23 protein-coding genes and 2 pseudogenes are annotated in these 25,290 nt (G+C 60.2%); 7 read left to right on the forward strand and 18 right to left on the reverse strand.

Going from position 1 to position 25,290, the window contains the following annotated elements:
• Nucleotides 1-124, forward strand: a pseudogene (gene sdhB, locus ACTJLB_RS28180) (succinate dehydrogenase iron-sulfur subunit); the annotation flags it as partial.
• Nucleotides 125-210: 86 nt separating this feature from the next.
• Here the strand turns inward: sdhB and ACTJLB_RS28185 are convergent.
• The 3 genes and pseudogenes from ACTJLB_RS28185 to ACTJLB_RS28195 all read right to left on the reverse strand — a co-directional run.
• Nucleotides 211-531 (reverse strand): pyrimidine/purine nucleoside phosphorylase, encoded by a 321-nt coding sequence (locus tag ACTJLB_RS28185; protein WP_027802956.1) that lies wholly within the window; start codon nucleotides 529-531, stop codon nucleotides 211-213.
• A gap of 158 nt (nucleotides 532-689) precedes the next feature.
• Nucleotides 690-1,394 (reverse strand): hypothetical protein, encoded by a 705-nt coding sequence (locus ACTJLB_RS28190; RefSeq protein ID WP_440785225.1) that lies wholly within the window; start codon nucleotides 1,392-1,394, stop codon nucleotides 690-692.
• A gap of 87 nt (nucleotides 1,395-1,481) precedes the next feature.
• Nucleotides 1,482-1,865 (reverse strand): annotated as a pseudogene (locus tag ACTJLB_RS28195) (helix-turn-helix domain-containing protein); the annotation flags it as partial.
• 65 nt (nucleotides 1,866-1,930) lie between these two features.
• Here ACTJLB_RS28195 and ACTJLB_RS28200 point away from each other — a divergent pair.
• The 3 genes from ACTJLB_RS28200 to ACTJLB_RS28210 all read left to right on the forward strand — a co-directional run bounded on the left by ACTJLB_RS28200 (nucleotide 1,931) and on the right by ACTJLB_RS28210 (nucleotide 5,412).
• A complete protein-coding gene (locus ACTJLB_RS28200) occupies nucleotides 1,931-2,593 on the forward strand; it encodes a hypothetical protein (RefSeq protein ID WP_440785226.1) in 663 nt (220 codons plus the stop codon).
• A gap of 177 nt (nucleotides 2,594-2,770) precedes the next feature.
• Complete coding sequence (locus tag ACTJLB_RS28205) at nucleotides 2,771-5,137, forward strand: DUF6531 domain-containing protein (RefSeq protein WP_440785227.1); 2,367 nt, start codon at nucleotides 2,771-2,773, stop codon at nucleotides 5,135-5,137.
• Between the two features lie 2 nt (nucleotides 5,138-5,139).
• Complete coding sequence (locus ACTJLB_RS28210) at nucleotides 5,140-5,412, forward strand: hypothetical protein (protein WP_204523802.1); 273 nt, start codon at nucleotides 5,140-5,142, stop codon at nucleotides 5,410-5,412.
• Here ACTJLB_RS28210 and ACTJLB_RS28215 read toward each other — a convergent pair.
• The 11 genes from ACTJLB_RS28215 to ACTJLB_RS28265 form a co-directional block, all read right to left on the reverse strand.
• Nucleotides 5,375-5,857, reverse strand: coding sequence for a hypothetical protein (locus ACTJLB_RS28215; RefSeq protein WP_440785228.1), 483 nt, complete (start codon nucleotides 5,855-5,857; stop codon nucleotides 5,375-5,377). The two genes, ACTJLB_RS28210 and ACTJLB_RS28215, sit on opposite strands and share 38 nt — an antisense overlap.
• Nucleotides 5,858-6,040: 183 nt before the next feature.
• Nucleotides 6,041-6,787, reverse strand: coding sequence for an alpha/beta hydrolase (locus ACTJLB_RS28220; RefSeq protein ID WP_440785229.1), 747 nt, complete (start codon nucleotides 6,785-6,787; stop codon nucleotides 6,041-6,043).
• Between the two features lie 132 nt (nucleotides 6,788-6,919).
• Entirely contained in the window at nucleotides 6,920-7,270 is a 351-nt protein-coding gene (locus ACTJLB_RS28225; protein WP_087752657.1) for a DUF4148 domain-containing protein, read from the reverse strand.
• Nucleotides 7,271-7,712: 442 nt separating this feature from the next.
• Nucleotides 7,713-8,351, reverse strand: coding sequence for an FkbM family methyltransferase (locus ACTJLB_RS28230; protein ID WP_440785230.1), 639 nt, complete (start codon nucleotides 8,349-8,351; stop codon nucleotides 7,713-7,715).
• Between the two features lie 351 nt (nucleotides 8,352-8,702).
• On the reverse strand, nucleotides 8,703-9,158 hold the full coding sequence (locus ACTJLB_RS28235) for an MEKHLA domain-containing protein (RefSeq protein ID WP_440785232.1): 456 nt from the start codon (nucleotides 9,156-9,158) through the stop codon (nucleotides 8,703-8,705).
• A gap of 105 nt (nucleotides 9,159-9,263) precedes the next feature.
• Entirely contained in the window at nucleotides 9,264-9,995 is a 732-nt protein-coding gene (locus tag ACTJLB_RS28240; protein WP_440785285.1) for a transporter substrate-binding domain-containing protein, read from the reverse strand.
• A 632-nt stretch (nucleotides 9,996-10,627) separates the two neighbouring features.
• Nucleotides 10,628-13,039, reverse strand: coding sequence for an RNA polymerase sigma factor RpoD (gene rpoD, locus ACTJLB_RS28245; protein ID WP_408194497.1), 2,412 nt, complete (start codon nucleotides 13,037-13,039; stop codon nucleotides 10,628-10,630).
• A gap of 92 nt (nucleotides 13,040-13,131) precedes the next feature.
• Entirely contained in the window at nucleotides 13,132-15,000 is a 1,869-nt protein-coding gene (gene dnaG, locus ACTJLB_RS28250) for a DNA primase (RefSeq protein WP_440785233.1), read from the reverse strand.
• Between the two features lie 75 nt (nucleotides 15,001-15,075).
• The gene (locus ACTJLB_RS28255) at nucleotides 15,076-15,522 is read right to left on the reverse strand and encodes a GatB/YqeY domain-containing protein (RefSeq protein WP_027805093.1); all 447 of its coding nucleotides are present in this window, start codon (nucleotides 15,520-15,522) and stop codon (nucleotides 15,076-15,078) included.
• Nucleotides 15,523-15,756: 234 nt separating this feature from the next.
• Complete coding sequence (gene rpsU, locus ACTJLB_RS28260) at nucleotides 15,757-15,969, reverse strand: 30S ribosomal protein S21 (RefSeq protein WP_028196180.1); 213 nt, start codon at nucleotides 15,967-15,969, stop codon at nucleotides 15,757-15,759.
• Nucleotides 15,970-16,037: 68 nt separating this feature from the next.
• The gene (locus tag ACTJLB_RS28265; protein WP_440785234.1) at nucleotides 16,038-17,255 is read right to left on the reverse strand and encodes an NAD(P)/FAD-dependent oxidoreductase; all 1,218 of its coding nucleotides are present in this window, start codon (nucleotides 17,253-17,255) and stop codon (nucleotides 16,038-16,040) included.
• A 113-nt stretch (nucleotides 17,256-17,368) separates the two neighbouring features.
• Here ACTJLB_RS28265 and tsaD point away from each other — a divergent pair, with 113 nt between their 5' ends.
• Nucleotides 17,369-18,397, forward strand: coding sequence for a tRNA (adenosine(37)-N6)-threonylcarbamoyltransferase complex transferase subunit TsaD (gene tsaD, locus ACTJLB_RS28270; protein ID WP_310358864.1), 1,029 nt, complete (start codon nucleotides 17,369-17,371; stop codon nucleotides 18,395-18,397).
• An 88-nt stretch (nucleotides 18,398-18,485) separates the two neighbouring features.
• Here tsaD and folE2 read toward each other — a convergent pair whose 3' ends face one another.
• From folE2 to ACTJLB_RS28290, 4 genes are all read right to left on the reverse strand, one after another.
• On the reverse strand, nucleotides 18,486-19,292 hold the full coding sequence (gene folE2 / locus ACTJLB_RS28275) for a GTP cyclohydrolase FolE2 (RefSeq protein ID WP_204523795.1): 807 nt from the start codon (nucleotides 19,290-19,292) through the stop codon (nucleotides 18,486-18,488).
• 343 nt (nucleotides 19,293-19,635) lie between these two features.
• Complete coding sequence (dxs, locus tag ACTJLB_RS28280; protein ID WP_440785235.1) at nucleotides 19,636-21,543, reverse strand: 1-deoxy-D-xylulose-5-phosphate synthase; 1,908 nt, start codon at nucleotides 21,541-21,543, stop codon at nucleotides 19,636-19,638.
• Between the two features lie 85 nt (nucleotides 21,544-21,628).
• Nucleotides 21,629-22,510 carry a polyprenyl synthetase family protein gene (locus tag ACTJLB_RS28285; protein WP_440785236.1) on the reverse strand — a complete coding sequence of 294 codons (882 nt, stop codon included), beginning with the start codon at nucleotides 22,508-22,510 and terminating at the stop codon, nucleotides 21,629-21,631.
• Complete coding sequence (locus tag ACTJLB_RS28290; protein WP_392395470.1) at nucleotides 22,507-22,815, reverse strand: exodeoxyribonuclease VII small subunit; 309 nt, start codon at nucleotides 22,813-22,815, stop codon at nucleotides 22,507-22,509. Before ACTJLB_RS28290 ends, ACTJLB_RS28285 begins: the two co-directional genes overlap by 4 nt.
• Nucleotides 22,816-23,102: 287 nt before the next feature.
• Here ACTJLB_RS28290 and ACTJLB_RS28295 point away from each other — a divergent pair, with 287 nt between their 5' ends.
• Nucleotides 23,103-24,209 (forward strand): aromatic ring-hydroxylating oxygenase subunit alpha, encoded by a 1,107-nt coding sequence (locus ACTJLB_RS28295; RefSeq protein ID WP_440785237.1) that lies wholly within the window; start codon nucleotides 23,103-23,105, stop codon nucleotides 24,207-24,209.
• Nucleotides 24,210-24,369: 160 nt separating this feature from the next.
• Complete coding sequence (locus ACTJLB_RS28300) at nucleotides 24,370-25,239, forward strand: sulfurtransferase (protein WP_204523793.1); 870 nt, start codon at nucleotides 24,370-24,372, stop codon at nucleotides 25,237-25,239.
• The last annotated feature ends 51 nt before the right edge of the window (nucleotides 25,240-25,290 follow it).

Genomic DNA, 25,290 nt, shown 5'->3' on the forward strand with positions numbered 1-25,290 from the left:
GGATCCGTACCGCCTGTTCCGCTGCCACACGATCATGAACTGCGTCGACGTCTGCCCGAAGGGACTGAACCCGACCAAGGCGATCGGCAAGATCAAGGAATTGATGGTGCGTCGCGCGGTTTGAAGCACTTCCGATAGAACCTATCGGCATAGCATCGCGTTTGCCTGGAGTCTCGTTCCGAGACTCCAGCGCTACACGTTCAATCGCAGTTACAGATAGCTGCAGACGTAGTCGAGCGTTTCGATCACGTCGATGTCGAAGCGGCTCTTGCCGGGCACCGAAAACGACTCGCCCGCGCGATAGGTCTTCCATTCGTCGCTGCCTTCAAGGCGGATGCGGCACTGGCCGGCTTGCACTTCCATCAGTTCGGGCGCGTCCGTTCCGAAGTTGAGCGTGCCCGGCAAAATCACACCCAGCGTCTTGCGCGTGCCGTCCGCGAAGAGAACGGTGTGCGAAACGCACTTGCCGTCGAAATAGACGTTGGCACGTTTGATAACGGAAACCTGATCGAATTGCGTTGCGGCCGTCATGGCGGTCTTCCTATGAATCGTCGTGAAGGAATGCGTTGGCGCTGCGTTGCGGCAGCCCGTTGTGCGTAGTCTGCGCCGACCGTTTGCGCGAGCTTGCGGTCGAGCGCAACTCGCCATCATACAGACGTCGCGCATCGACATCGGCATAACGCCGAACATCAATCAGGCTTACGCCAGCGGCCCGAATCCGGACACACGACGACCGGTTCGCCATTCAGCAATACCTGCTCTTCAGCGGGCTGTGAGATGGGTAAAGGTGCAACGTCGAATTCGACTTGAAGCGCGCGTGCGACATGTACGTCTTCGATAGGAAGCTCCCACGTCAGGAAGATCTGCACGCTATCGCGATCCGGCGTGAAGTCGTCCACGTTGAAGCCGCTGCTGCCTCGCCGGATCACACCATGAGGCTGACCTGTGTCGAATATCACGGCCGTTCCGCGGGTCAACGGAATGCGCTGCCCCGAAGAGGCGAAATGCAGGTCGAGCCCCTTGTCGTCGCTCAGGAACAGGTTGCAGAATGCCGCGCCGCCGTATTGCATGGCGTCATGGTGATACGTGGCGCCGCGGCAAGCCATTAAGGCGACGTCGCTAGAGGCAAGTACGTCGGGCAATCCGAGTAAGCGCGTCCAGTCCGACATCGCCTGAACACAGAGCGTGTAATCCGGCCAACGCATACGTGTTCGCGCGAAAGGCATGACTTCCACATCGCCGGGATCGAGAACCATGCGCGACGACGTCTCCCTCTCCCAATCGACCAGCACACGATGAGGCAGTTCGGGCACGTCGACGACGCCCGACAGCACGATGTCGCTCACGCGCCGTGTGCGAATGGCGTCGCCACTGGAGAAACAGGAGATCAGCATGTCTGGCGCTCGATGCCATTGGGAAGGCAAAACATCCGCATATTGTAGCGATAGCGAGCCGCTCGCTCGCGCTGCGCCAGCCGCTTGCTAGTCAACGGAACTACCGCCCGCCGCTGCATAACGTCCGGGGGTGGTTCCCGTTGCGCGCCTGAACATGTCGATGAAAGCGCTCACGTTCTCGTGGCCTAGTTCGAGTGCAATGGTCGTGACGCTGACACCATCGGCGACCAGTTCCAACGCGCGCAGCAATCTGGCCTGCGCGCGCCATTGCGCAAAGCTGAACCCCGTCTCGGCGACGAACCGCCTGCTCAGCGTGCGCGGCGAAAGCCCTGCCCACTCGGCCCATTGTTCGAGACGGCGCGTGTCGGACAGATTGCAAACGAGCGCGTCGGTGATGCGCACTAGCCGTTCGTCTTCTGGGCCCGGCAAGCCCAGCAATTCCGCCTTCGACGCCGCCAGTTCGTCCAGGATCGTTCGGCCAGCAGACCACGAAAGACCTGTCGCCCGACGAATTCAGTTCGATGCGGGGCAGGACCATGACCGAAGAGAGCTACAAGCGGCTGGCCAACAGCGTGCGTGAAGTGACCGGCGTTGATGCGACGCCCGAGGCCTGGAAGGAGATCATCAATGGCTACATGATCGGGCCGCTGACGGGCATTGCGATGACGTTCAACGAGCCCGGCGAAAAGGGCCCCGCGCCGACCAACCGGGAACAACTCGGGCTGTGGGACGCGTTCGGCGCGTCGCGCATGCTCAAAAAGAATGCGCGTGAAGTCGAACGCTGCTCTATACCGAAGCTAGACCTGAGGAACGAGACATTCCGGGCAGGAGTGGCCGATACATCCAACTCGCGCCCGTTCCCCGCGTTCACCGCTCCGACCAGTCACGATCTGCGCGACCTGGAGGATCACTACCGCGACAATGAAGCGATCCTGACGCTCGTTGCGGAACTCCGGGATGCGCGGGTATTCATTCTCCAGCTGGGACGGTCCCACCAGGTCATAGCACGCTGCTGGCGCGCGGAATCAGACCGCGATCTCGCCGCGCTTGAAGAGTTGAGGCTTCGGCTGGATGCAGAGGAGGTGCGGGCCGGTCTCGCCGCACCAGCTGGGTCAGTACAGCGTGGAAGCTTGCGGTGGGCTGCCGCATTCTGTAATGAACTTCACCGGGTAGGCATGCCTATTCCTACGGCTGAATAGATGAAGTCTGACAAACGAAGTTGTGGAGTACTACGTTTAAATCCATTCAGCATGATTTAAGTTATCCTTGGTGAAAGTCAGGTGTAATTTTAAGAGTTGTCGCATTCCTCGTTCTTGGCGGTCCCGGTAGGTTGGTTGTGCATCAAACAACCATTCAATAACCGGCAGGGACGAAAAATGAAAAGACGCCGACGCTTGGGAGTGGCGACTGTATTCGCGAGACGCCTCTTTCCAGCTTTCACGCTGTTCCTCTCAATCAACGCAAACGCGGCAGACTGCTCGTCGCTATATGCGCAGTCCGGCGCGACGCCGGGTTCCCCGACGTGCAAGCTCGATGTAACTTCAAATTCGCCCACAGGAATGGGGAATTACGCCTGCATCAATGACCTTGTGCAGATTGAGCAGTGGTGTAACACACCGGCCGACCCGCCCGCAGATGGAACTTGCTCCGTCGCTGATCCGGTGTTCCCTGCTAACGGCATCGTCACCCTTTCGGAGACAGACTTCGCCAGCGGCGACGCTTCACCTCTTGTGTTTGCCCGCAGCTATCTTCCAAAGCCATTCGACAAAGCACAATCAGCTATGGGCGGATATTGGGTAAGCAACTGGCAGCGAAGGCTTGATCTGACCGCTGTCAATGCAAGCGCGCCTAAAATCACAGCCTACCAGAGCAGCGGACAGCCCCTGATCTTTAGGCCCAGCGGCGGAGCGTGGACCGTACCGGGAACTTCGGGCGTATCCCTGACGAAAAGTAGCGACGGTTACTACTACCTGAAAGACGAGCGACTCGGTACAACCGAGACATATTTTTTTGATACGGGTCGGCTGCACTCCGAGACAACGCGAATGGGCTTCTATCGCGAAGTTATCTATGACGGACAGCGAATAGATGGAATCGCACAGTGGCCCGTTGATCGGGTCGGGCAAACACCGTCGAGGCTGACGCTTAGCCTGACGTACGACAGCAGCGGTCGCGTCGTGAGCGTGGTACCGCCTTCGGGTAATGCCACGCACTATGCGTACGATACGAAAGGTAATCTCACTTCAGTAACCGCGCCAATCGGCTATGTACGTCAATACTTGTACGAGGATGCCCGCTTCCCCAATGCGTTGAGCGGCATAAAGGACGAATCGGGCTCGCGAATCGCGACATGGTCCTACGATTCCAAGGGGCGCGCAATCTCCGTTACGCATCCTGACACGACGCGCAATGTTTCGTTAGCCTACGGCTCCGGCACTACAACGGTCGGCAACTCGACTGGCAACACCATATATTCATTCATCGTCGGCGACGCGTCGCGTCCTGCATCGATTGCTACGCCCGGTGGCACGGTGTCCCGCACATGGGACACGTCTGGAAACCTTAAACAGAAAACAACCCCGGATGGTAATACCCAATACACCTGGGACGCCGTGAATCGGCCAACAAAAGCCACAGCAATCGTTGACGACATCAAGACGGTAACGACCGTCGAATACAGTGACGGCAATTCGCTGCGGCCGCACCTTGTGGCAACACCTGGAAAACTCAGGGCGTTCGTTTACGACACAGCAGGCAACGTCACTGGCTACGCTGAATGGCAGACCACGGACCAGACGGGCGAACAGGGATTGCACGCAGTCGCGGCAGGCGATCAGATGACCGTAGGGGCGCGCTACGATGCGGCGGGCCGAATGCTGTCTGCTACGGTCGTACGGAACGGTGCGACGACCGAAGACTGGACATATACGTATGACGTACGCGGCAACATCGCCACCACAATAGATGCCGTATCGGGATGGGCGATGCGGACTCTCAGCCGTAACTCCGAAAACCGTGCGATGCAGATAGCTGGTAATAGCGGGCAGGCAAGCGTCGCCTACGACGAGCGCGGTCGTGTCAAGAACTTCCAGTACAACGAGCCGGCAAGCACAATTAACGGAGGGCGGGCTCGTGTATTAACAGTGGACTATCAGTACGCGGCCAGCGGTACCGTTTCGTCGCGTTCGGCGAAGGTTTCTACCAACGGTGGATGGTGGCAACCAATAAGCGACACTGAACTTGGAGCATGGCTTGCCAATTGGGAACTAGGTAATGATCCGGTGGCTCCTCCTGCCAACCTCAGCGGCGTTAAGTCGGATGACCAGGCATTCGTTCCTGACATGTGTGTTGAGTGCTACGTCAGTTGGAAAGCGAAATTGACAGGCAGACTTTATCCAAACGAAGTTAGCGAGGCGCTTCCGAAGTGGGGAGAGACAACGGAGTTGATGCTGGCTGCTCAATCGCAGCTTCCCGTCATCTACCTCATACCCGAACTTGCGGCATCTTCGAAGAGGTCGATGATTTACACTGATTCTGTCTCCTCAGCCAAAAGCCTGGACAATGGATTCGTCAAGTGTGGAGGGAGCGGAGATAATGAATGGCGTGAAGCGGACTGTCACGCAAAGTACGAGCGCGATGTCTTCAAGTGCAACACGTTCGCCAAATACATGGGTGGTTTGCCCGGCCTCGCGCTTTGCAAGAAGCAGGCGTTTGATGACTACCAGGAATGCAGAGGACACTGACGATGAAATTTCCACCATGTTCAGTGGTCGTTACTTACGATCAGGACCGTCAACGGTTGATCCTGCAGACAGCCGACCGGGCAAAAATAGCCGGGGCGCTCAAAGGGGAATCCGAGATTCCGGTTTTGCTTGATGACTTTAAGTTCAAGCTTGACGACGAATTCGCGCGTCGATTCGGCGCCGGCGTGCTCGCTCTAATTGCGCTCGGCCAACCTGATCTCAAGCAATACATCAGCTTTACAGAGGCACCGCCCGACGAGCCGTCAGACGAGTAAGTTGTTCGCGATGGTGACTCGACCTAACGGCGCGACGCTGGTCGGGCAGCAGCGTGTCAAGCACCCAGCGCTGCACGTTAATTGCATGCAGGTTCGCCGCACGTGCCAGTTCTGCGCCCACGAACATTGCAGCGAGGTTGGCGAACCACAGCCGTTCGCCGCGGGCGGCATCCGTCGGGCGCATGAGTTCGTCGCATTTCTGCTGGATGAGCAGTGGCAAACGGTTTTGGTTGGCAACCAGCCATTGTGCATGGATGATTCCGGCGTGCCCATAGTTGCATGCCACCTGGTGGGTGATGGGCATTTCGCTAATCCATTGCCGGTCGTCAGGATCGATGCGGGGCAACTGCACTTCAGTGAGGCGGTTGAGGACCGCGACGTGATCCGCCTCCGCGCCGTTGACCAGCATTTCGCGGATTGACTTGTTGGCGCTGGAGAGGAACATCGCACGCCAGCTTGTCCCTTTGACGAGGTGCTGGTGTGCGTTCAGCCGGTTCGGCACGACGGCAACTGACGCGCATTGATCGAACGGTGGCCGCGTCGCCGAACCCTGGCAGATGAAATTCGATGCGCGTGCGCGAGCCGGCAACAATTCCAGCCACAGCGACGCGCTGGCGTTGACACATCTTCACTGCTGCGCATGCTTCGCTGCGTCTTCGATCACCGCGGCGACTTCCTTGGGACGCGATTCATACACGGAGTGGCTTGCACCCGCCAGTACCGTGGTGTGGCTATGCGCGCGCCGGTAGTAAAAGCGCTCGAGGTCCGGATTGATGATCTTGTCGTCGGCCGCCACGATGCCCCAACTCGGTTTCATGGTCCAGGCGGCGACCTTCATCGGCTCGGAGAAGACCTTGGCTGCCGTGAGAATCTGCGCCCGTGACTCGAACTCCGCTTCCTTGAGCGGCAGATCGGCTGCGAAATCTTTCGCGAAATCGGCGGGATTCAGATAGGTGTAACCGTCGTCCGTCTTCTTGATGGCGCCTGCCTGCTGCGACGTGTAGCTGGGCATCTTCTTACCCAGATCGCTTTCGTCTTCGCCCACTGCCGGCGCATGAGCCGCGACGTATACGAGCCCCGCTACTTTCGGATCGACGCCGGCCTCGGTGATCACCGAGCCGCCATAGCTATGCGCGACCAGAATGGTGGGACCGTCCTGCATGTCGATCACCCGCTTCGCTGCGGCTACGTCGTCGTCGAGCGAGGTCAGCGGCTCCTGCACCATTGTGACGTGGTAGCCGTCTTTGGTCAGGATGTCATAGACCGGCCTCCACCCCGAGCCGTCGACCCACGCGCCATGAACGAGAACGATATTGCGGATCGGCGCTTTGGCGGGTTGCGTGTCCTGCGCCATTGCGCTGGCGGATGCGAACATGCATGCAGACAAGGAAAGAACCGTTGCGGCTAATGGCAAGATTTTCACGGCGAAACTCCATTGATAACGATTAGATAACCAGTTGGGATCCTGTGCACGACTGCATGGTCCACAGGATCCGGCGTGCGGCACTTAACTACCGGCGTAGAGGTTGCAGAAGCTGACCGGGCCGACGCACGCAGATTGCATTGCCGTATGCGACGCAGCACCCGACGCTGAGCTGCCGCTTTGTGCGACACCGCCGACGGCTTGCATCGTCAGTTGCTGGTCGCCTTGTGCTGCGACTTTTGCTTCTGCTGCCTGGACATCTGCCGGGTAGTTAACATCGTCACCGCTGGTAGGCCGATATCCAGCGTGCTCGACGCGGACGAGATCTGCACGAACTTCCGCACGTGTGAGCGGAGCGCTGCTTTGAGCGAAGCTGAGTACCGGGGCGCCGAGAGCGGAAACGGCGAGAGCGAGGCTTACGAACAACTTGGACATGATCAATACTCCTTAATTAAGTGAATGGTTCGCGGCGGCAAGCCGCGGATAAAATCGCTTTGCACAGACCGACAGGATCATCTCCGCCGAACAACAATTACTATCGGATTCCTAACTATCTGACTTTCCGGTCTCACGGGTCGGCATTCGTTCCTTCGAACTTCCTTCTCGTCGGGTTCCGGATTAATGCGTTTGTATCTGGCTACATTGGGGCAAACACAGGGCCCCGACGTTTATTCCAAAGTTTTTTTGAAATTGATGGATCGCGGCGCTCACCTCGCGGCGAAGCCTTAGCAGGCGGCGTGCAAGCGGACATAAAGGAAAATGCAAGGAATGCGGTTGCGAGCCCGCGCACAAACGCCTGTTTGTTTCCGCGAGGCATGCCGCTGCGCGGCTCGGCATCCTGGTAAGAGACGTCGCGAAGTGCGCGTTCGCGCCGCCCTTATAGCTGGTAGCGGAAGATTCTGGACTTATCTACCCTGAAAATCAGCGAAAGATGCGTCCAGCTGACGAGCCTATAACCGCGCTTCTCAAGATAGTCGTACACTTTCGAGCCGACGACATCCCGCATTGAAGTAGATGAGGACTCGACAATGATGATTTTCGGCTTGTACTTTTCAATATTGATCGACATCAACACCTGATAATCGTGACCTTCGGCGTCGATGGAAAGTAGGTCGATCTCATGATCGGAGTAACGGCTGTGTTCGAGCACGTCGTCCAACGTCGTGGTCTCGACGCTGCGCACCGATGTAGGCGACGCCGTTCCATTTGCGGCTACTTCGGCATCGAGAGTGGAGGTCAACCCATAGCTCGAGAAGTTATAGACGTTCTTCACAGCCTTTTCGCTTGAAATAGCCGCACACACGTTGGTATCGGACGCCCGCGCGAGTCTGAACGCCTCGATCTTGATGGGGTCCATATCAATGTTGATGCCCCGCCAGCCGCGCTTGTACAACGCATACGTATTTGAAAACTTGATTGGGTGATAAGCACCCACATCCACATAGACGCCCTTGGAGCACGCAGGGCTGATTATCTCGCGGAGTACAGCATCTTCTCCGAACTGGGAATAATACAAGCGCGCTCCCCGTGTCAGCCACGTTTTCCGCACAAGCCAAAGAAAATGCCCGAAGGTCTTAAGCGAACTCATAGTAGCCCCACGCCCTGAAATCGATGCGATGGCGGAAGACTAATCAACATTCAGCGCTTTTCAAGGACATTAATTCAACGAATTGGGCCTTTCAGAAACAGGGGCCTATCATTTGCGTCTTTCGAAGACTTGATGTGCTAAGTCTTTAACACCTTTCAGCAGGCCGTCACTTTATTCTCAGTTCCTGAAAATCACCGCATAAAAAGATCTGCTTGATGTCGCGGGCTCGCAGCCCGGAAGAAGCGATTATGTCGTTGCTTTCGGGCCAGCATAGGATCTTTAGAACTTCGCAATCTGCGGAATCATGGCCGCCTGGCCACGCACCACGCCTGAGTCGTCGAATAACTGCCACACCGTTGCATGCTCGATCCAGAAACGCTGCCCGGACTTCGTCATGCGAATGCCACGATACCCGGTGACGAAACCGTCGCGCGCGACCTGATCCAGAAACGCCTGGCGCTCCCCGCGCTCCGGAAGTTCCGCTGAAAGCCGCGAGCGCAGAGACGTGATTTCGTCCCAGTCGTATCCGAAGATCGTCTGCGCTTTTGAGTTGCCATAGATAAACATCGGGTCGGCCTGCGTATCGTGCGCGAGAAGGCCAAACGGCGCTGACGAATAGAGCCATGCAGCGCCCTCGGTGTCGCTAATGCCGGACGGCACCAGCGATTTACCGAGCAAACGGCGATAGCTATTCGTGAGGAGGCGGAAGAATTCGACATCCGTCTTCAGTGACATGGTGTAGATCGCTCCAAATCTGGTTATCCAAAGCAGTGCAATGGGACCATTGTGAATACCGCTCGTCGCAACACGTGCGAGATTACGCAAATCACGACCGTTCTATCAACCGACAGAGAGAACGGGATCGATCTCTTTGTGCGTGAAGCCAAACCTCGCCATTTGCTCGCGATGCGCTGCCGAGCCCAAATACGATCGCAATTCCCGGTTAACCGCGTGGCGCAGATCATCGCTGTTCTTGCTGAACGAAAATGCACCGAAGGGTATTTCGAGCGCGCTGCCTGTCACTGGCCGATGCTCGACTGCACGGAGCACCGAGCCGCCAATGTGCTCAGCCAGTATGCGATTCCCGAGGGCGGTGCTCGCATAAGCGTCCACGGTGCCTGCGCGAACTGCCTCTATCGCTTCAGCCTGCTGCTGATAGACGACAATCTGGTCCTCGCTTACGCCAGCCGCTCTGGCCGACTCGTGCTGCACCTGTCCTGCGATGATGCCAAGCCGGGCATCGCGCCGCTCGGCGACCGACGCATAGCTGTCCAGCGCCTTGTCGTTGTCTGTACGAACGAGAAAGCCGTCTGCCATCGCCCACACGGGAACGCTGAAAGCCACCTGCTGTGCCCGCTCCGGCGTGATGAACAGAGGAACGTTCATATCCCAGCGGCCAGTTGCTACGCCATCAAGCAACTCGCTAAATGTAGTGAGGCAATGCTCGATCTCCGTCGCACCAATGGCACGAAGAACAACCGTGGCCAGATCGATATCGGCGCCCATAGCCGCCCCGTCCGGTCCGCTCCATCCAAACGGAGGTTCTTCCAGATACGCAATCCGAATCTTCATTGCTGCCTCGCACATCCGCGACGTCGATGGTGCGTCGATTGTACTGGCGCACGCGGCATCGTGAGAAAACGCAAAGTCTGATGCAAAGAAAAAGCCACCCATGAAGGGTGGCTTTTTCAATGTTTGGTGGGCCTCCCGTGAGTCGAACACGGCACCAACGGATTATGCTAACCAGCTACGGCTTTCGCCGCCCCTTTCGGGTTTGTGGTCTGGACTGTCTCTTGTCTTTACGACCTGCCCGTTCAGTCTCTACACGTTCTCTCAAAGAGAGCTTCGCTCGGGATTGCCACGCTGCGAGAACAGCAGAGGTTTCCCCGAATTTGAGCAGTTCTACCAAGGGGCAGAGCTAACTTACCCCAAGGCAACCCATTCATGACTCACCATGCCGTGCTGCGAGGTTTAGGTGAGTCTTTGCTAAGTCCGCTGCTCTAACCAAGCATGAGCTAGAGGCCCTGAGAACTCGAGATTTTACCGTATCTGAAGCTACCAACGTACAGCATGTTGCGCATGCCTGCTTGTCGAGTGGCCGCCATACTACACGAAAAAGGGGCCTCCGCGACCGCTCCGCTTTGACGGAACAATTGGGAGACCCCTTCAAACTGCTACTTACTCACTACGGCCACACCTGCCGATCAGTTGCCCTCAAGGAACGACTTGAGTTTGTCCGAGCGGCTCGGATGACGCAGCTTGCGCAGCGCCTTTGCCTCGATCTGACGAATCCGCTCACGCGTGACGTCGAACTGCTTGCCGACTTCTTCGAGCGTGTGATCGGTGCTCATCTCGATACCGAAACGCATGCGCAACACCTTCGCTTCGCGCGGCGTCAACGAATCAAGCACGTCTTTCACGACGTCGCGCATACTCGCGTGCAACGCAGCGTCTGCCGGCGCCACGGTGTTCGTATCTTCGATAAAGTCGCCCAGATGCGAATCGTCGTCGTCACCAATCGGCGTTTCCATCGAGATCGGCTCTTTCGCGATCTTCATGATCTTGCGGATCTTGTCTTCCGGCATTTCCATCTTCTCGGCCAGCGTTGCCGGATCCGGCTCGAGGCCGGTTTCCTGCAGAATCTGACGCGAGATGCGGTTCATCTTGTTGATCGTTTCGATCATGTGAACCGGAATACGGATCGTGCGCGCCTGGTCCGCGATGGAACGCGTGATGGCCTGACGGATCCACCACGTTGCATACGTGGAAAACTTGTAGCCACGACGATATTCGAACTTGTCCACCGCCTTCATCAGGCCGATGTTGCCTTCCTGAATCAGGTCGAGGAACTGCAGACCGCGGTTCGTGTACTTCTTCGCAATCGAGATCACGAGACGCAGGTTTGCCTCGGTCATTTCGCGCTTCGCCTGGCGCGCCTTCAGTTCGCCGGCCGCCATTTGACGGTTGGTTTCCTTCAGGTCCTTCAGCGGCAGCACCACACGCGCCTGCAGATCCAGCAGACGTTGTTGCTGCTCGCGAATGGCCGGAATGTTCCGCGTGAGGATCGCGCTGTACGCGTGACCTTCGCTGACGATCTTGTCGGCCCACTCGAGGTCCGTTTCGCTACCCGGGAAACGCGCGATGAACTCCGCACGCGGCATGCCGCACTTGTCGACCACCGTATGCAGGATCTGGCGCTCGACCTGACGCACTTCGTCCACCTGCGCACGCAACGTGTCGCACAAACGCTCGACGGTGCGCGCGGTGAAGCGGATCGTCATCAGCTCGTTCTGGATGGTTTCCTGCGCTTTCAGGTACGACTTCGACTTGTAGCCTTCCTTCTCGAACGCGCGACGCATCTTGTCGAACCACTCGCTGATCAGGGCGAATTTTTCGAGCGACGCACGCTTGAGCGCTTCCATTTGCGCTGCGTTGGCCGTGGCCTGCGCGGTGCCGTCGTCTTCTTCCTCGTCCTCTTCGTCTTCTTCCTCGGCTTCTTCGTCCTCGCTCTCGATCGCTTCCGCTTCCTGCACGGAGAAGCCGTCCGCGTCTTCTGCGTCGGCGTCGATCAGGCCGTCGACCAGTTCGTCGATGCGGATTTCCTCGTTCGCGACGCGCTCAGCCATGGCGAGAATGTCGGCGATCGTGGTCGGGCACGCGGAAATGGCCATCACCATGTGCTTCAGGCCGTCTTCGATGCGCTTGGCAATTTCAATTTCGCCTTCGCGCGTCAGCAGTTCGACCGTGCCCATTTCGCGCATGTACATGCGCACCGGGTCGGTCGTGCGGCCGAATTCCGAGTCGACGGTGGACAGCGCAACTTCCGCTTCTTCTTCGACTTCGTCGTCTGACGAAGCGGCGGGCGCGTTGTCGTTCAGCAGCAGCGTTTCAGCGTCGGGCGCCTGCTCGTACACAGCCACGCCCATGTCGTTGAACGTGCTGATGATGCCTTCGATCGCCTCGGTCTCGGTGAAGTTGTCCGGCAGGTGATCGTTGATTTCAGCGTACGTGAGGAAACCGCGCTCCTTGCCGAGCTTGATGAGCGCGCGCAATTTGGAGCGGCGCTCCTCGAGTTCCTCCACCGTGCCGGGCGCCGATGAAGAAAACGCGTCTTTCAGAAGCGCCTTTTCTTTGGCACGGCGGTCGCGAGCCTTGGCCTTTTCCACTTTGCCGGAAGCGGCCACAGGGGTTTCTTCGCTCTGGGTTGCGTCGTCATCGACGGGTACTTCATTCAGCTTTTTCGTCATGGAGTTCGCCGTACCGGCTGTAGTCTCGACTCGCGGCTGGTGGACAACAGCCGGTTGAACCGTGGATACTGGAGTCTCACGCACTGCCGCATCGTCCTGCGCGACAGCCGCTTCCCTTGCGCTTCTGACACCCGGTCGTTTCGCGGCCGGAGGTGGTACAGTTTTCGCCGCCTTGGCGACCGCCTTTGCCATCTGAGCCGGCTCCGCTCGCGCGGCCGGAGTGGCTAAAGACTTCTTCCCGGCAGCCGGTGTAACGCTAACGGCAGACGCTTTCCGGACGGAAGAATCTAACCTGGCCGAAGTGACCTTTCTGGTCTGCTCTCTGGAGCGTGGGCCGGGTGTGTTCTTTCCGCCTGTAGTCTTTGCCATCGCATCGCCTTTTCGCCTTTGCTAGGAAAACCCTTTGAAAAACAAACCGCTGGAAACCTTTTATTATACCACTCAGGTTTCTGCGCTTCCGCCTACAAGCCGAGCTGGCGCTTCATGTCAGCCCGCTTCCTGTTGAGCTCTGCAAGCTCCGCGAACTCCTCCGGCGTGTGCCGGGATTGTCGTGAAAGTTGCTCGAGACGATCGCAATAAGCGTCGTATCGCATCTTCAGAATCGCCGCTTTCAGCTCCTCTCCGACGATCCTCTCCTGCTCGCGCCGCTCTTCTATGACGGTCGCATCTTCCGGGTCCTTCAGCAACAAATCCCGGACATTTTCATCATAGTCCAGAATTTTGCGAAAGATTTCCTCGAAAGTTGGGGCGTTTGCGCCGTTTCGCAATAGGTCGGAGAGCAATTGAAACTCCGCCGAATCGCCGAGTGCGCGCGCATGCGTCGTCACTTCTTCAAATAGTTCGCCGTGCCGGGTCACGGTGAGAAGCGCCTGTTCGGCTTCTTCGTCGAGCACCGCGACCGTGCGCGGATACATCACAAGATTGCGCAGCGTCTTTTCTTCGATCCCAGTCACGCTGCGCCGGTCCTTACGGGCCGGCGCCGAACGCGCCGCCGCCGCAATGCGCGAGTCGACCTCGCAGAGCGCGGCAACCTCGTCGAACGGCACGTCGAGCCGATCGGCGAACATATGCATGATCTGCGCGCGCAGTGCATTGGCCGGCAGCGCCTGCAGCAGCGGCTTGGCGTCGAACAGCGCGCGTGCTCGGCCTTCCGGCTGGTCCAGCTCCTTGCCGGCGAGCACCTCGTTGAGCATGAACTGCGAGAGCGGCATGGCGCGTTCCACCTGCTCGGCGAACGCCTCGGTACCAAACTCGCGGACGTAGCTATCCGGGTCGTGTTCAGCCGGCAGAAACAGGAAGCGGATGGTCCGGTTGTCAGCCGCGTGCGGCAAACAGGCGTCCAATGCGCGCCGCGCGGCGCGCCGGCCGGCTGAATCGCCGTCGAAACTGAAGATGACCGTGTCTGTCTGGCGCATCAGTTTCTGCACGTGAATCGGTGTGCAGGCCGTGCCCAACGTCGCGACCGCGTTCTGAAACCCCAATTGGGCCAGCGCGACCACATCCATATAACCTTCGACGACCAGCACGTAGTGCTGTTCCCGGATCGCAAGACGGGCCTCGAAAAGCCCGTACAACTCGCTGCCTTTGTTAAATAGAGGCGTTTCCGGCGAATTCAAATACTTCGGCTCGCCGCCGTCCAGCACCCGGCCGCCGAAGCCGATTACCTGCCCCTTCACGTTGCGTATAGGGAACATGATCCGCTCGCGAAAGCGGTCGTAGCGGCGATTCTGGCCCTGCGCGTCCGACTTCTCGCTGACGATTACCAGACCCGATTCGACAAGGGAATCGTCGCGATAGTTCGGAAAAGCCGTTTCCAGGTTCTGCCAGCCGTCCGGCGCGTAGCCCAACCCGAAGCGAGCGGCGATCTCGCCGGTCAGGCCGCGTTTCTTCAGATATTGAATCGCGACAGGCGCGCCGCGCAATTGCTTGCGGTAGTAGTCGCAAGCCGTCTGCATGACGTCGGAAAGCGCGGTAGTTACTGCTTTCGAGGCCGTCGGTGCATAGCCGCCGGAACCGCCGCCTCCGTAGCCCGGCGAAGGCTCGTTCGGCACCGTCAACCCGACGGATTGCGCGAGTTCGTTGACTGCCTCGGGGAACGAGGCGCCGACGTGTTCCATCAGAAAGCCAATGGCCGTTCCATGCGCGCCGCAGCCGAAGCAGTGATAAAACTGCTTGGTCGGGCTCACCGTGAACGACGGGCTTTTCTCGTTATGAAACGGACACAGCCCCATGAAGTTCGCGCCGCCCTTCTTCAACTGCACGTACCGCCCCACCACGTCGACGATATCGACGCGGTTGAGCAGATCCTGCAGGAATGACGGAGGAATCACGTTAGACGACGCCAGCTTAGGAGCTCGATACCGCGCGCGCCGCCCATGGCGGCCGCGCGGGCCACAACGCGCGGTTTACTTCGCGAGCGCGGCTTTGACTTGCGCGGAAACGGCGGTCATGTCGGCACGACCGGCGAGCTTCGGCTTCAGCACGCCCATCACCTTGCCCATGTCCTGCGGGCCGGCGGCACCGGTTTGCGCGACGGCGGCCTGCACCTCGGCGACGATCTCCGCCTCCGACATCTGCGCGGGCATGTACGCCGACAGAATAGCCAGCTCGGCCTTTTCCTTGTCCGCGAGGTCCGTGCGGCCCGCGCCTTCGAACTGGCTGATCGAGTCCTTACGCTGCTTGATCATCTTGTCGATCACAGCAGTGATTGCAGTGTCGTCGAGCGTCACGCGCTCGTCGACTTCACGTTGCTTGATCGCGGCGAGCAACAGGCGAATCGTGCCGAGACGCTCCGTTTCACGTGCCCGCATGGCGGCTTTCATATCGTCGTTGATCCGGTCTCTGAGGCTCATTACTCACCTGAATGCGTTGAAAATTGAAAAACCGGCCGAGTGGACTGCATCGACATTCACCAACACGAATACCCGCTTGGGACAGCTTCCTCAAGCGGGTTGGCGCAATGTGCGTAGTGGATGCGACCCTGCCGGCTGGTCCGAAAAGACCTTGTTTTCCGTGGCAGCACCTGTTGTGCCGTCACCGGTTGCATGTCGCGGCTCCGTTTGAGCGGAACAGCGGCAACGCCAGAATCAGTAGAATTTCTTTGGCAGCATCTGGCCACGCAGACGCTTGAAATGACGCTTCACCGCAGCCGCCTTCTTGCGCTTACGCTCAGCCGTAGGCTTTTCGTAAAATTCGCGCGCACGAAGTTCCGTCAACAAACCGTTTTTCTCCATGGTGCGCTTGAAACGGCGCATGGCGACTTCAAACGGCTCGTTGTCTTTTACGCGGATGGTCGTCATTTTTCAATAACGGAACTTTGTAAAGGTTCAGGAGTATAGCAGAGCTTTCGCGCAAAGCCATTGCGCCGTCAAGCCCCCCGGGCATACTCCGCAGCGGCCTCGCCGGCCGCCACGCCTGATGCCCAGGCCCACTGGAAATTGTAGCCGCCGAGCCAGCCCGTTACGTCGACCGCCTCGCCGATGAAGTACAGGCCCGGCGCGCGGGCGCTCATCATCGAGGTGGACGAAAGGTCGCGCGTATCCACGCCACCGCGGGTCACTTCGGCCTTGCGGTAGCCTTCGGTGCCGTTGGGCGTGAGCGTCCAGCGCGACAAGGCTTCGCCGACACGGCGAAGCACCTTGTCCGGCAGGTCGGCCACGCGAGCTTCGGCGGGAATCTGATGGGTCTCGAGCCACACGTGGGCAAGCCGCTGCGGCACCCATTCCGACAACAGATTCGCAATCTGACGCCGCGTCCCGGTCTTCGCTTCAAGTAGCGCCGCGGCGGCGTCGCGGTCCGGCAGCAGGTTGATGTGAATCGGCTCCCCCGGCTGCCAGTAGCTGGAGATCTGCAGCACGCCCGGCCCTGAGAGGCCGCGGTGCGTGAGCAGCAGGTCTTCTTCGAATTCAGCGCCTGACTTCTTGTTGCCGGTCGCGATCCGCACTTCCAGCGACACGCCGGAGAGCGCCGAAAACGGCTCCCAGTCGGCGGCGGCGAACGTGAGGGGAACGAGCGCGGGACGCGTGTCGATGAGCTTGTGGCCGAACTGCTTGGCAAGACGATAGGCAAAGTCGGTGGCGCCGATCTTCGGGATCGACAAGCCGCCCGTAGCGACGACAAGCGCCCGAGCCGCAATTGAACCCGCGTTGGTGTCGAGCGTGAAGCGGCCTTCCACGTCATGCCTCACATGCTCGACCGAGAGCGGCGCACGCCATGCGACGCGTCCCGCGTCGCACTCCTTTTTCAGCACGTTGATGACGGCGTCGCTCGACTCGTTGCAGAAAAGCTGCCCCTTATGCTTCTCGTGCCACGTCACATGATGCCGCTTGAGCAGCGCCATGAAGTCGCGCGGCGTGTAGCGGGCGAGCGCCGAGCGGCAAAAATGCGGATTCGCCGACAGATAGTTGGCCGGGCCCGCATACAGGTTCGTGAAGTTGCAGCGGCCGCCGCCCGAGATCCGGATCTTCTCCGCGAGGCGCTGCGAGTGATCGATCAGCACCACGCGCCGGCCGAGTTGCCCGGCCACCGCCGCGCACATCATGCCGGCCGCGCCCGCGCCGATCACTGCAATATCGTAGGATTCCATGGGGCCGCATTGTACCTGCGCCGCCTGCGGCGTCCTGGCTCGCACTGCTATACTTTAACGCTTACCTTTTTGCATTTCGGGTGCGTCCAAGCGCCCGTTTCAGCCCACCAGACATGCTCGTTCTCGGCATCGAAAGCTCCTGCGACGAAACCGGCCTCGCGCTCTACGACACTGAGCGCGGCCTGCTCGCGCACGCGCTGCATTCGCAGATTGCGATGCATCGCGAGTACGGCGGCGTGGTGCCCGAACTGGCGTCCCGCGACCACATCCGGCGCGCGCTGCCCTTGCTCGAAGAGGTCATGGAGCGGTCGGGCACGGCACGCGGCGACATCGACGCGATCGCCTACACGCAAGGGCCGGGGCTCGCGGGCGCCCTGCTGGTGGGCGCGAGCGTCGCCAATTCGCTTGCCATGGCCTGGGACAAGCCGACCATCGGCATTCATCATCTTGAAGGGCATTTGCTGTCGCCTTTGCTTGTGGACGAGCCGCCGCCGTTTCCGTTCGTCGCGTTGCTGGTATCGGGCGGCCATACGCAATTGATGCGCGTGACCGACGTGGGCGTCTACGAAACGCTGGGCGAAACGCTCGACGACGCAGCGGGCGAGGCCTTCGACAAAACCGCCAAGCTACTCGGCCTCGGCTATCCCGGCGGCCCAGAGGTTTCGCGCATGGCCGAATTCGGCACGCCGGGCGCGGTGGTGCTGCCGCGTCCCATGCTGCATTCAGGCGATCTGGACTTCAGCTTCAGCGGCCTTAAAACGGCCGTGCTGACGCACGCAAAAAAGCTTGGCGGGGCGAATATCTGCGAGCAGGCGAAAGCGGATCTGGCGCGTGGCTTCGTGGACGCTGCCGTCGAAGTGCTCGCAACGAAGTCGATCGCCGCGCTCAAGCGCACGAAGCTGAACCGGCTAGTCGTGGCGGGTGGCGTGGGTGCGAACCGGCAGTTGCGCGAGGCCCTTTCGGCCGCCGCGCAAAAGCGCAACTTCTACGTGCATTACCCGGATCTGTCGCTGTGCACGGACAACGGCGCCATGATTGCGCTGGCAGGCGCGTTGCGGCTGCAACGCTGGCCCGATCAGTCGGGCAAGGACTACGCGTTCACCGTCAAACCCCGCTGGGATCTGACGTCACTCGCACGCTGAATGCTTGGCGAACGGCGCGTTACGCCGACAAAAAAGCCGCTTGTTTAGAGCGGCTTTTTTCATGCAATCAGGATTTCGAGGCAAAGCGTCAAACCAACCGCTTATCACGCTCGATCACGGCGTACGCGCTGTGATTGTGAATCGACTCGAAGTTCTCAGCTTCCAGCACGTATGCGACGATCCGCTCATCCGCGTTCAGACGCTGCGCGACGTCGCGCACCAGATCTTCGACGAACTTCGGGTTTTCATACGCGCGCTCGGTCACGAATTTCTCGTCCGGACGCTTGAGCAAGCCCCACAGCTCACACGACGCCTCTTCCTCGGCGATACGGATCAGGTCTTCTACCGCGACCTCGCCCGCCAGTTCCGCGTTGATCGTCACATGCGAGCGTTGGTTGTGCGCGCCGTACTGCGAAATTTTCTTCGAACACGGACAAAGGCTCGTGACCGGCACGAGCACTTTCAGGAACAGACGGGTTTCGCCGTTACGCGCGTCGCCGGTCAGCGTCACTTCGTAGTCCAGCAGGCTCTGCACGCCGGACACCGGCGCGGTCTTGTTCACGAAGTAAGGGAACGACACTTCGATGCGGCCCGCCTCGGCCTCGAGTTTCGTCAGCATCGCGGCGAGCATCTTGCGGAACGTGGCGGGTTCCAGCGGCGCCTTGTTCTCTTCGAGCAACGCAACGAAGCGGGACATATGCGTGCCTTTTTGCTCTGCGGGCAAATGCACGTCGAGATTCCATGTGCCGACCGTCGGCTGGGCGTCACCGCCTGGTGTGCGCACCGTCAGCGGATGGCGGACCGCCTTGACGCCGACCCGCTGAATTGGAATCTGGCGAGTATCGGGCGTGCTTTGCACGTCTGGCATCACAAAGGCGGGATTCATCTGATTCATGTTCTTGTCCTTTCAGGAAAACGCCGACCCGCCTCAGGCTTGCGGCTCCGCAGATAGCCCTGCGCCGGAGCAAATTTGCCGGACGTTGAGGCTGCCCATAACGGGCTTTGCGGAGCGACGGGGTCGGGAGTCCTCAGCGGCCGCGCGGAGCAGAAACCGCAACGGCAAACGCCGGCCCCTGCCGGCGTTCGATGATGAGCCACGCACGGGCCCATCGATTCAAGTTAGCGACTTCTATTGCCACCATGGCAACGGACGGCGCAATAAGCGGTGCCGGGCTTTACGGCGTGCCAGTCGATATGACTTTTATCGCCTGGCTCGCCGACAAGCTCATCAACTCACCTTAAGCGACGCGCTTGACCGACGACTGGCCGGCCACGGCGCCGCTCGACAAAAAGCGTTCGCGAATCGACTTCGCAATGCCCGTGGCGTCGAGGCCGCACGCGGCGAGCAGCTTGGCCGGATCTCCGTGATCGATGAAGCGGTCGGGCAAGCCCAATTGCAGTACCGGCCGCGTAACCCCACACGCGAGCAGGGCCTCGACGCATGCCGAGCCCGCACCACCCATCACGCAGCCTTCTTCGACGGTGACGATGGCGTCATGCGTTTCAGCGAGTTGACGCACGAGGTCAGCGTCGAGCGGCTTCACGAAACGCATGTTGGCCACGGTGGCGTCGAGTTGCTCGGCAGCTGCCAGAGACGGCGCGACCATCGTACCGAACGCCAGTATCGCGATGCGCTTGCCCGCCGGTTGCGACGTTTCGCGGCGCACTTCGCCCTTGCCGACAGGCAGAGCAGCCATTTGCTTGACGGTGGCCACGCCGGTGCCGGCGCCGCGCGGATAACGCACGGCCGTCGGACACGATTGCTGCAACGCCGTGTACAACATCTGACGGCATTCGTTTTCGTCGGACGCGACCATTACCATCATGTTCGGGATGCAGCGCATGAACGCGAGGTCGTAAGCACCCGCGTGCGTCGCCCCGTCCGCGCCGACCAGACCTGCGCGGTCGATCGCGAACACGACCGGCAGATTTTGCAGCGCGACGTCGTGGATCAGTTGGTCGTAGGCGCGTTGCAGGAACGTGGAGTAAATCGCGACGACAGGCTTCATGCCCTCGGCCGCGAGACCCCCAGCGAAGGTAACCGCGTGCTGCTCGGCGATACCCACGTCGAAGTAGCGGTCCGGGAAGCGCTTCTCGAACTCCACCATGCCGGAACCTTCACGCATGGCCGGCGTGATGCCGACCACGCGTGCGTCCAGTTCAGCCGCGTCGCAAAGCCACTCGCCGAACACCTGGGTGTAGGTTTTCTTCGACGGCGCAACAGCCGGCTTGATGCCTTCAGCGGGATTGAACTTGCCCGGGCCGTGATACAGCACCGGATCAGCCTCGGCGAGCTTGTAGCCCTGGCCCTTCTTGGTGACCACGTGCAGGAATTGCGGACCGCGCAGTTCCTTGATGTTTTGCAGCGTAGGGATCAGCGAATCGAGGTCGTGACCGTCGATCGGGCCGATATAGTTGAAGCCGAATTCCTCGAACAGCGTGGCCGGAACGATCATGCCCTTCGCGTGCTCTTCGAGCTTGCGGGCCAGATCGAGCATGGGCGGCGCGACGCGCAGCACGCGCTCGACGCCCGCACGCGCCGCGGCGTAAAAGCGGCCCGACATGAGACGCGCGAGATGGCGATTGAGCGCGCCGACCGGCGGCGAAATCGACATGTCGTTGTCGTTCAGGATGACGAGCAGCGGCACGTCGTCTTCTACGCCGCCATTGTTCAATGCCTCGAAGGCCATGCCCGCCGTCATCGCGCCGTCGCCGATCACGGCGATGCCCATGCGGTTATCGCCCTGCAGCTTGCTGGCGACCGCCATGCCGAGTGCCGCCGAAATCGACGTGCTCGAATGCGCAGTGCCGAACGTGTCGTATTCCGACTCGTCGCGTTTAGGGAAACCGGAGATGCCGCCCAACTGGCGCAGCGTGTGCATTCTGTCCCGACGGCCCGTCAGGATCTTGTGCGGATACGTCTGATGGCCGACGTCCCACACGATGCGGTCGTGCGGCGTGTCGAACACATAATGCAGAGCAATGGTCAACTCGACCGTGCCGAGGTTGGACGAAAGATGGCCGCCCGTCTGCGACACGCTGTCGAGCACAAAGGCGCGCAACTCGTCGGCAAGCGGTTGCAATTGGCGGCGATCGAGGCGGCGCAGGGCTGCCGGGTCGTCGATGGTTTTCAGCAAGTCGTACATCGTCGTTCCATTGTAGGAAAACTTACGCGCCCGCACTTCATACATGCGCCTGGTGGGGACGGCGCGCGGCGGCGGGCTTTCGCGTTCAGCTGACCCGGTTCACCACCAGATCTGCCAATTCGGCAAGACGCTGCGCGCGCGCGCCGAACGGCGCCAGCGCGGCGTGCGCGTCGCTGCGCAGCTGCGCTGCCAGCGAACGCGATGCGTCGAGCCCAATAATCGACACGTAGGTCGGCTTGCCGTCCTTCGCGTCTTTACCTGCTGTCTTGCCGAGCGTCGCCGAGTCGGTCGTGACGTCGAGAATATCGTCGACGACCTGAAACGCGAGGCCGACCGCGGCCGCGTATGCGTCGAGCGAACGCATGGCGTTCGCGTCCGGCGCTTCACCCGCCAGCGCGCCCATGCGCACCGCGGCGCGCAGTAACGCGCCGGTCTTCATGCGGTGCATGGTTTCGAGTTGCGTACGCGTGAGCGTGTGACCGACGCTTGCAAGGTCGATTGCCTGACCGCCGCACATGCCGATCGAACCGCTGGCAAGAGCCAGTTCGCGCACGAGCGCCGCTTGCTGCGCGTGCGCCAGAACCTCGGAAGTCAACGCGACGAACGCCTGCGACTGCAATGCGTCGCCGACCAGCAGTGCCGTGGCTTCGTCATATTTGACGTGTACCGTGGGTTTGCCGCGGCGCAGCGCGTCGTCGTCCATGCACGGCATGTCGTCGTGCACGAGCGAGTACACGTGGATCATTTCGAGCGCCGCCGCTGCTGCATCGAGACACTCGGCGCGCGCGCCGGTCAGCTCGCCTGCTGCATGGCACAGCAGCGGGCGAACCCGCTTGCCGCCGCCCAGCACGGCGTAGCGCATCGCCTCATGCAGCTTGGCCGGCTCCGTTGTTTCAGCCGGCAGGTAGTGTTCGAGTGCCGTTTCGACGCGCTCGAGCACCGAGCGCGTCCATTGTTCGAATGTCATAGGTCGTCCCCGCTTTCAGTAGCGGCTGTTCCTGCGGTATTCACGGGCAGTGGCTTGAGCGTCTCGCCGTCGAGCACCCGCACCTGCTGCTCGACTTTCTCGAGCTGCTGCTGGCAAAACGCCACCAGAGCCGCGCCACGCCGATAGGCGGAGAGCGATTCTTCGAGGCTGAGATTGCCGCTTTCCATGCGTGCAACGAGCCCTTCAAGCTCTGCCTGCGCCGCCTCGTAGTTCTCAGGCAGCGGCGTGCTTTCGACGCCTTCGGCCGGCGCCGCAGCAGTATCGTTCGACGCGGTCTTCGCCATGAATAGTCGCAAAATTAAAACAAGTCGGACATTCTACGGCAAAAGAGACAAATCCGACTCGCCAGCCGACCTTCGGGCCGCCTGTCCGCCCTTCGCCGCCCTGTCAGTCTCGCAGAAAAAAAACGATTGGTCTGCGGCGAAAAGGCCGAACTTTCTCGACATTTTTGACCCAAATCAGTGACTTAACTGTCCCAAGGAGGGGGAAACAGGTATAATCTTGGGCTCCCTAAATCGAATCTTCGATGGTTGGGTTGTTCACTGCTTTCACGTCTTCATCGGGAGTGGGAATGTCCAATCTGAGCAATGCATTGCAGTTGCGGTCTGTTCACAGCCAACTGCCAGTCACGGCTTACTTTGACGAAGCGCTTTTAACGCGCGAAATCGAAACCCTGTTCAGGAAAGGTCCTCGTTACGTCGGGCACAATCTCATGGTGCCGGAAGCGGGGAATTATTTTGCCTTGCCCAGCGAGAGCGAGGGGCGTGTGCTCGTTCGTAACCAGCAGTCGCAAGTCGAACTGCTGTCGAACGTGTGCCGCCACCGGCAGGCCATCATGCTCAACGGCCGCGGCCACGCGGAGAATATCGTCTGCCCGCTGCATCGCTGGACGTACGATCTGAACGGCCAGCTTCTCGGCGCTCCGCATTTCGCGGACAACCCGTGCCTGAACCTGGGCGCCACGCCGCTGCAGAACTGGCAGGGGCTGCTCTTCGAAGCGCAAGGCCGCAACGTCGCACGCGACCTGGCCAACCTCGGCACGAAACGACATTTCGACTTCTCGGGCTTCATGTTCGACCATGTCGAGGTGCACGAGTGCAACTACAACTGGAAGACCTTTATCGAGGTCTATCTGGAGGACTACCACGTCGCGCCATTCCATCCGGGACTCGGCAGCTTCGTCAATTGCGACGATCTCACGTGGGAATTCGGCGAGTGGTACAGCGTGCAAACGGTCGGCGTTCACAAGGACCTCGAGCAGCCGGGCAGTCCGACCTACCGCAAATGGCACGACGAAGTGCTGCGTTTCCGCGGCGGCACTCCGCCGGAGTTCGGCGCGATCTGGATGGTGTACTACCCCGGCATCATGATCGAATGGTATCCGCACGTGCTGGTCGTGTCGTGGCTGATTCCGCGCGGTCCACAGAAGACCACGAACGTGGTCGAGTTCTATTACCCAGAGGAAATTGCGCTGTTCGAGCGTGAGTTCGTCGAAGCGGAACGTGCCGCCTATATGGAAACGGCCCGCGAAGACGACGAAATCGCCGAACGCATGGACGCTGGTCGCCGCGCGCTAATGGAGCGCGGCGAATCACAGGTCGGCCCATACCAGAGCCCAATGGAAGACGGCATGCAGCACTTCCACGAGTTCCTGCGGCGCGAGCTCGGCACGATCTGATTGCGGCCTCGCTGCAACTCACTTGCCTTTGCATCAACACACGGAAAGACGGGCTTCGGCCCGTCTTTTTTTGTTTAGACTAACAAGGTAGCCCGGCCATCCGGTCGCGTCATGAGACCGCCGGCAACGGAGCCGCCATCGCCCGCATCGAGGAGACGTCATGCCCCACACTCACTACACCACTTTGATCTCTGCGACGAATCTCGCCGAACGACTCGCCGAGGCGCCGGGCAGCGTGTTCGTCATCGACTGCCGCTTTGATCTGGCCGACCCGGAATCCGGTGAAAAAGCCTACCTCGCAGGGCATCTGCCCGGCGCGCATTATCTGCATCTGGACCGCGATCTGTCCGGGCCGAAGAACGGTACGAACGGGCGCCATCCGTTACCCGATCGTGCGCGGCTCGTTGAAACGCTGGAATCGCGCGGGTTGAAGCAAGGCCAGCAAGTCGTCGCCTACGACGCGCAAGGCGGCATGTACGCCGCGCGCGCCTGGTGGCTGCTGCGCTGGCTCGGCCACGACGCGGTGGCGTTGCTCGACGGCGGCCTGCAAGCGTGGGAAGCCGCGGGTCAGCCGTTGACGCAAGACGTGCCGCCGCAAAATACCGGCGACTTCAAAGCCGGCGCCCCGCTTTCCGTCACCGTCGATGCAAACATGGTCGAGCGCAATCTCGGTTCTAAAGAGCGCGTGGTGGTCGACGCGCGCTCAGCCGATCGCTATCGCGGCGAGAACGAGACGCTGGATGCGGTGGGCGGGCACATTCCGGGCGCGCTCAATCGCTTCTTCAAGGACAACCTGACCGCTGACGGCCGCTTCAAGCCGGCTCATACCCTGCGCGACGAGTTCACCGCACTACTCGGCGATACGCCGCCGGAACATGTCGTCCTGCAATGCGGCTCTGGCGTGACGGCGTGCGTCAATGCGCTGGCGATGGAAGTCGCCGGTCTGCACGGTGCAGCGCTCTACGCGGGCTCCTGGAGCGAATGGAGTTCTGATCCGAAGCGGCCCGTCGCAACCGGCCCGAATCCCTAAGCGAAGCAAAGCGCCGCCAGGAAAGCCGAAGGCCGTTGCCGCTCACGAGCG

It is taken from the genome of Paraburkholderia sp. 22098 (assembly GCF_052045935.1).
In the GTDB taxonomy this organism is placed as follows: domain Bacteria; phylum Pseudomonadota; class Gammaproteobacteria; order Burkholderiales; family Burkholderiaceae; genus Paraburkholderia; species Paraburkholderia caledonica.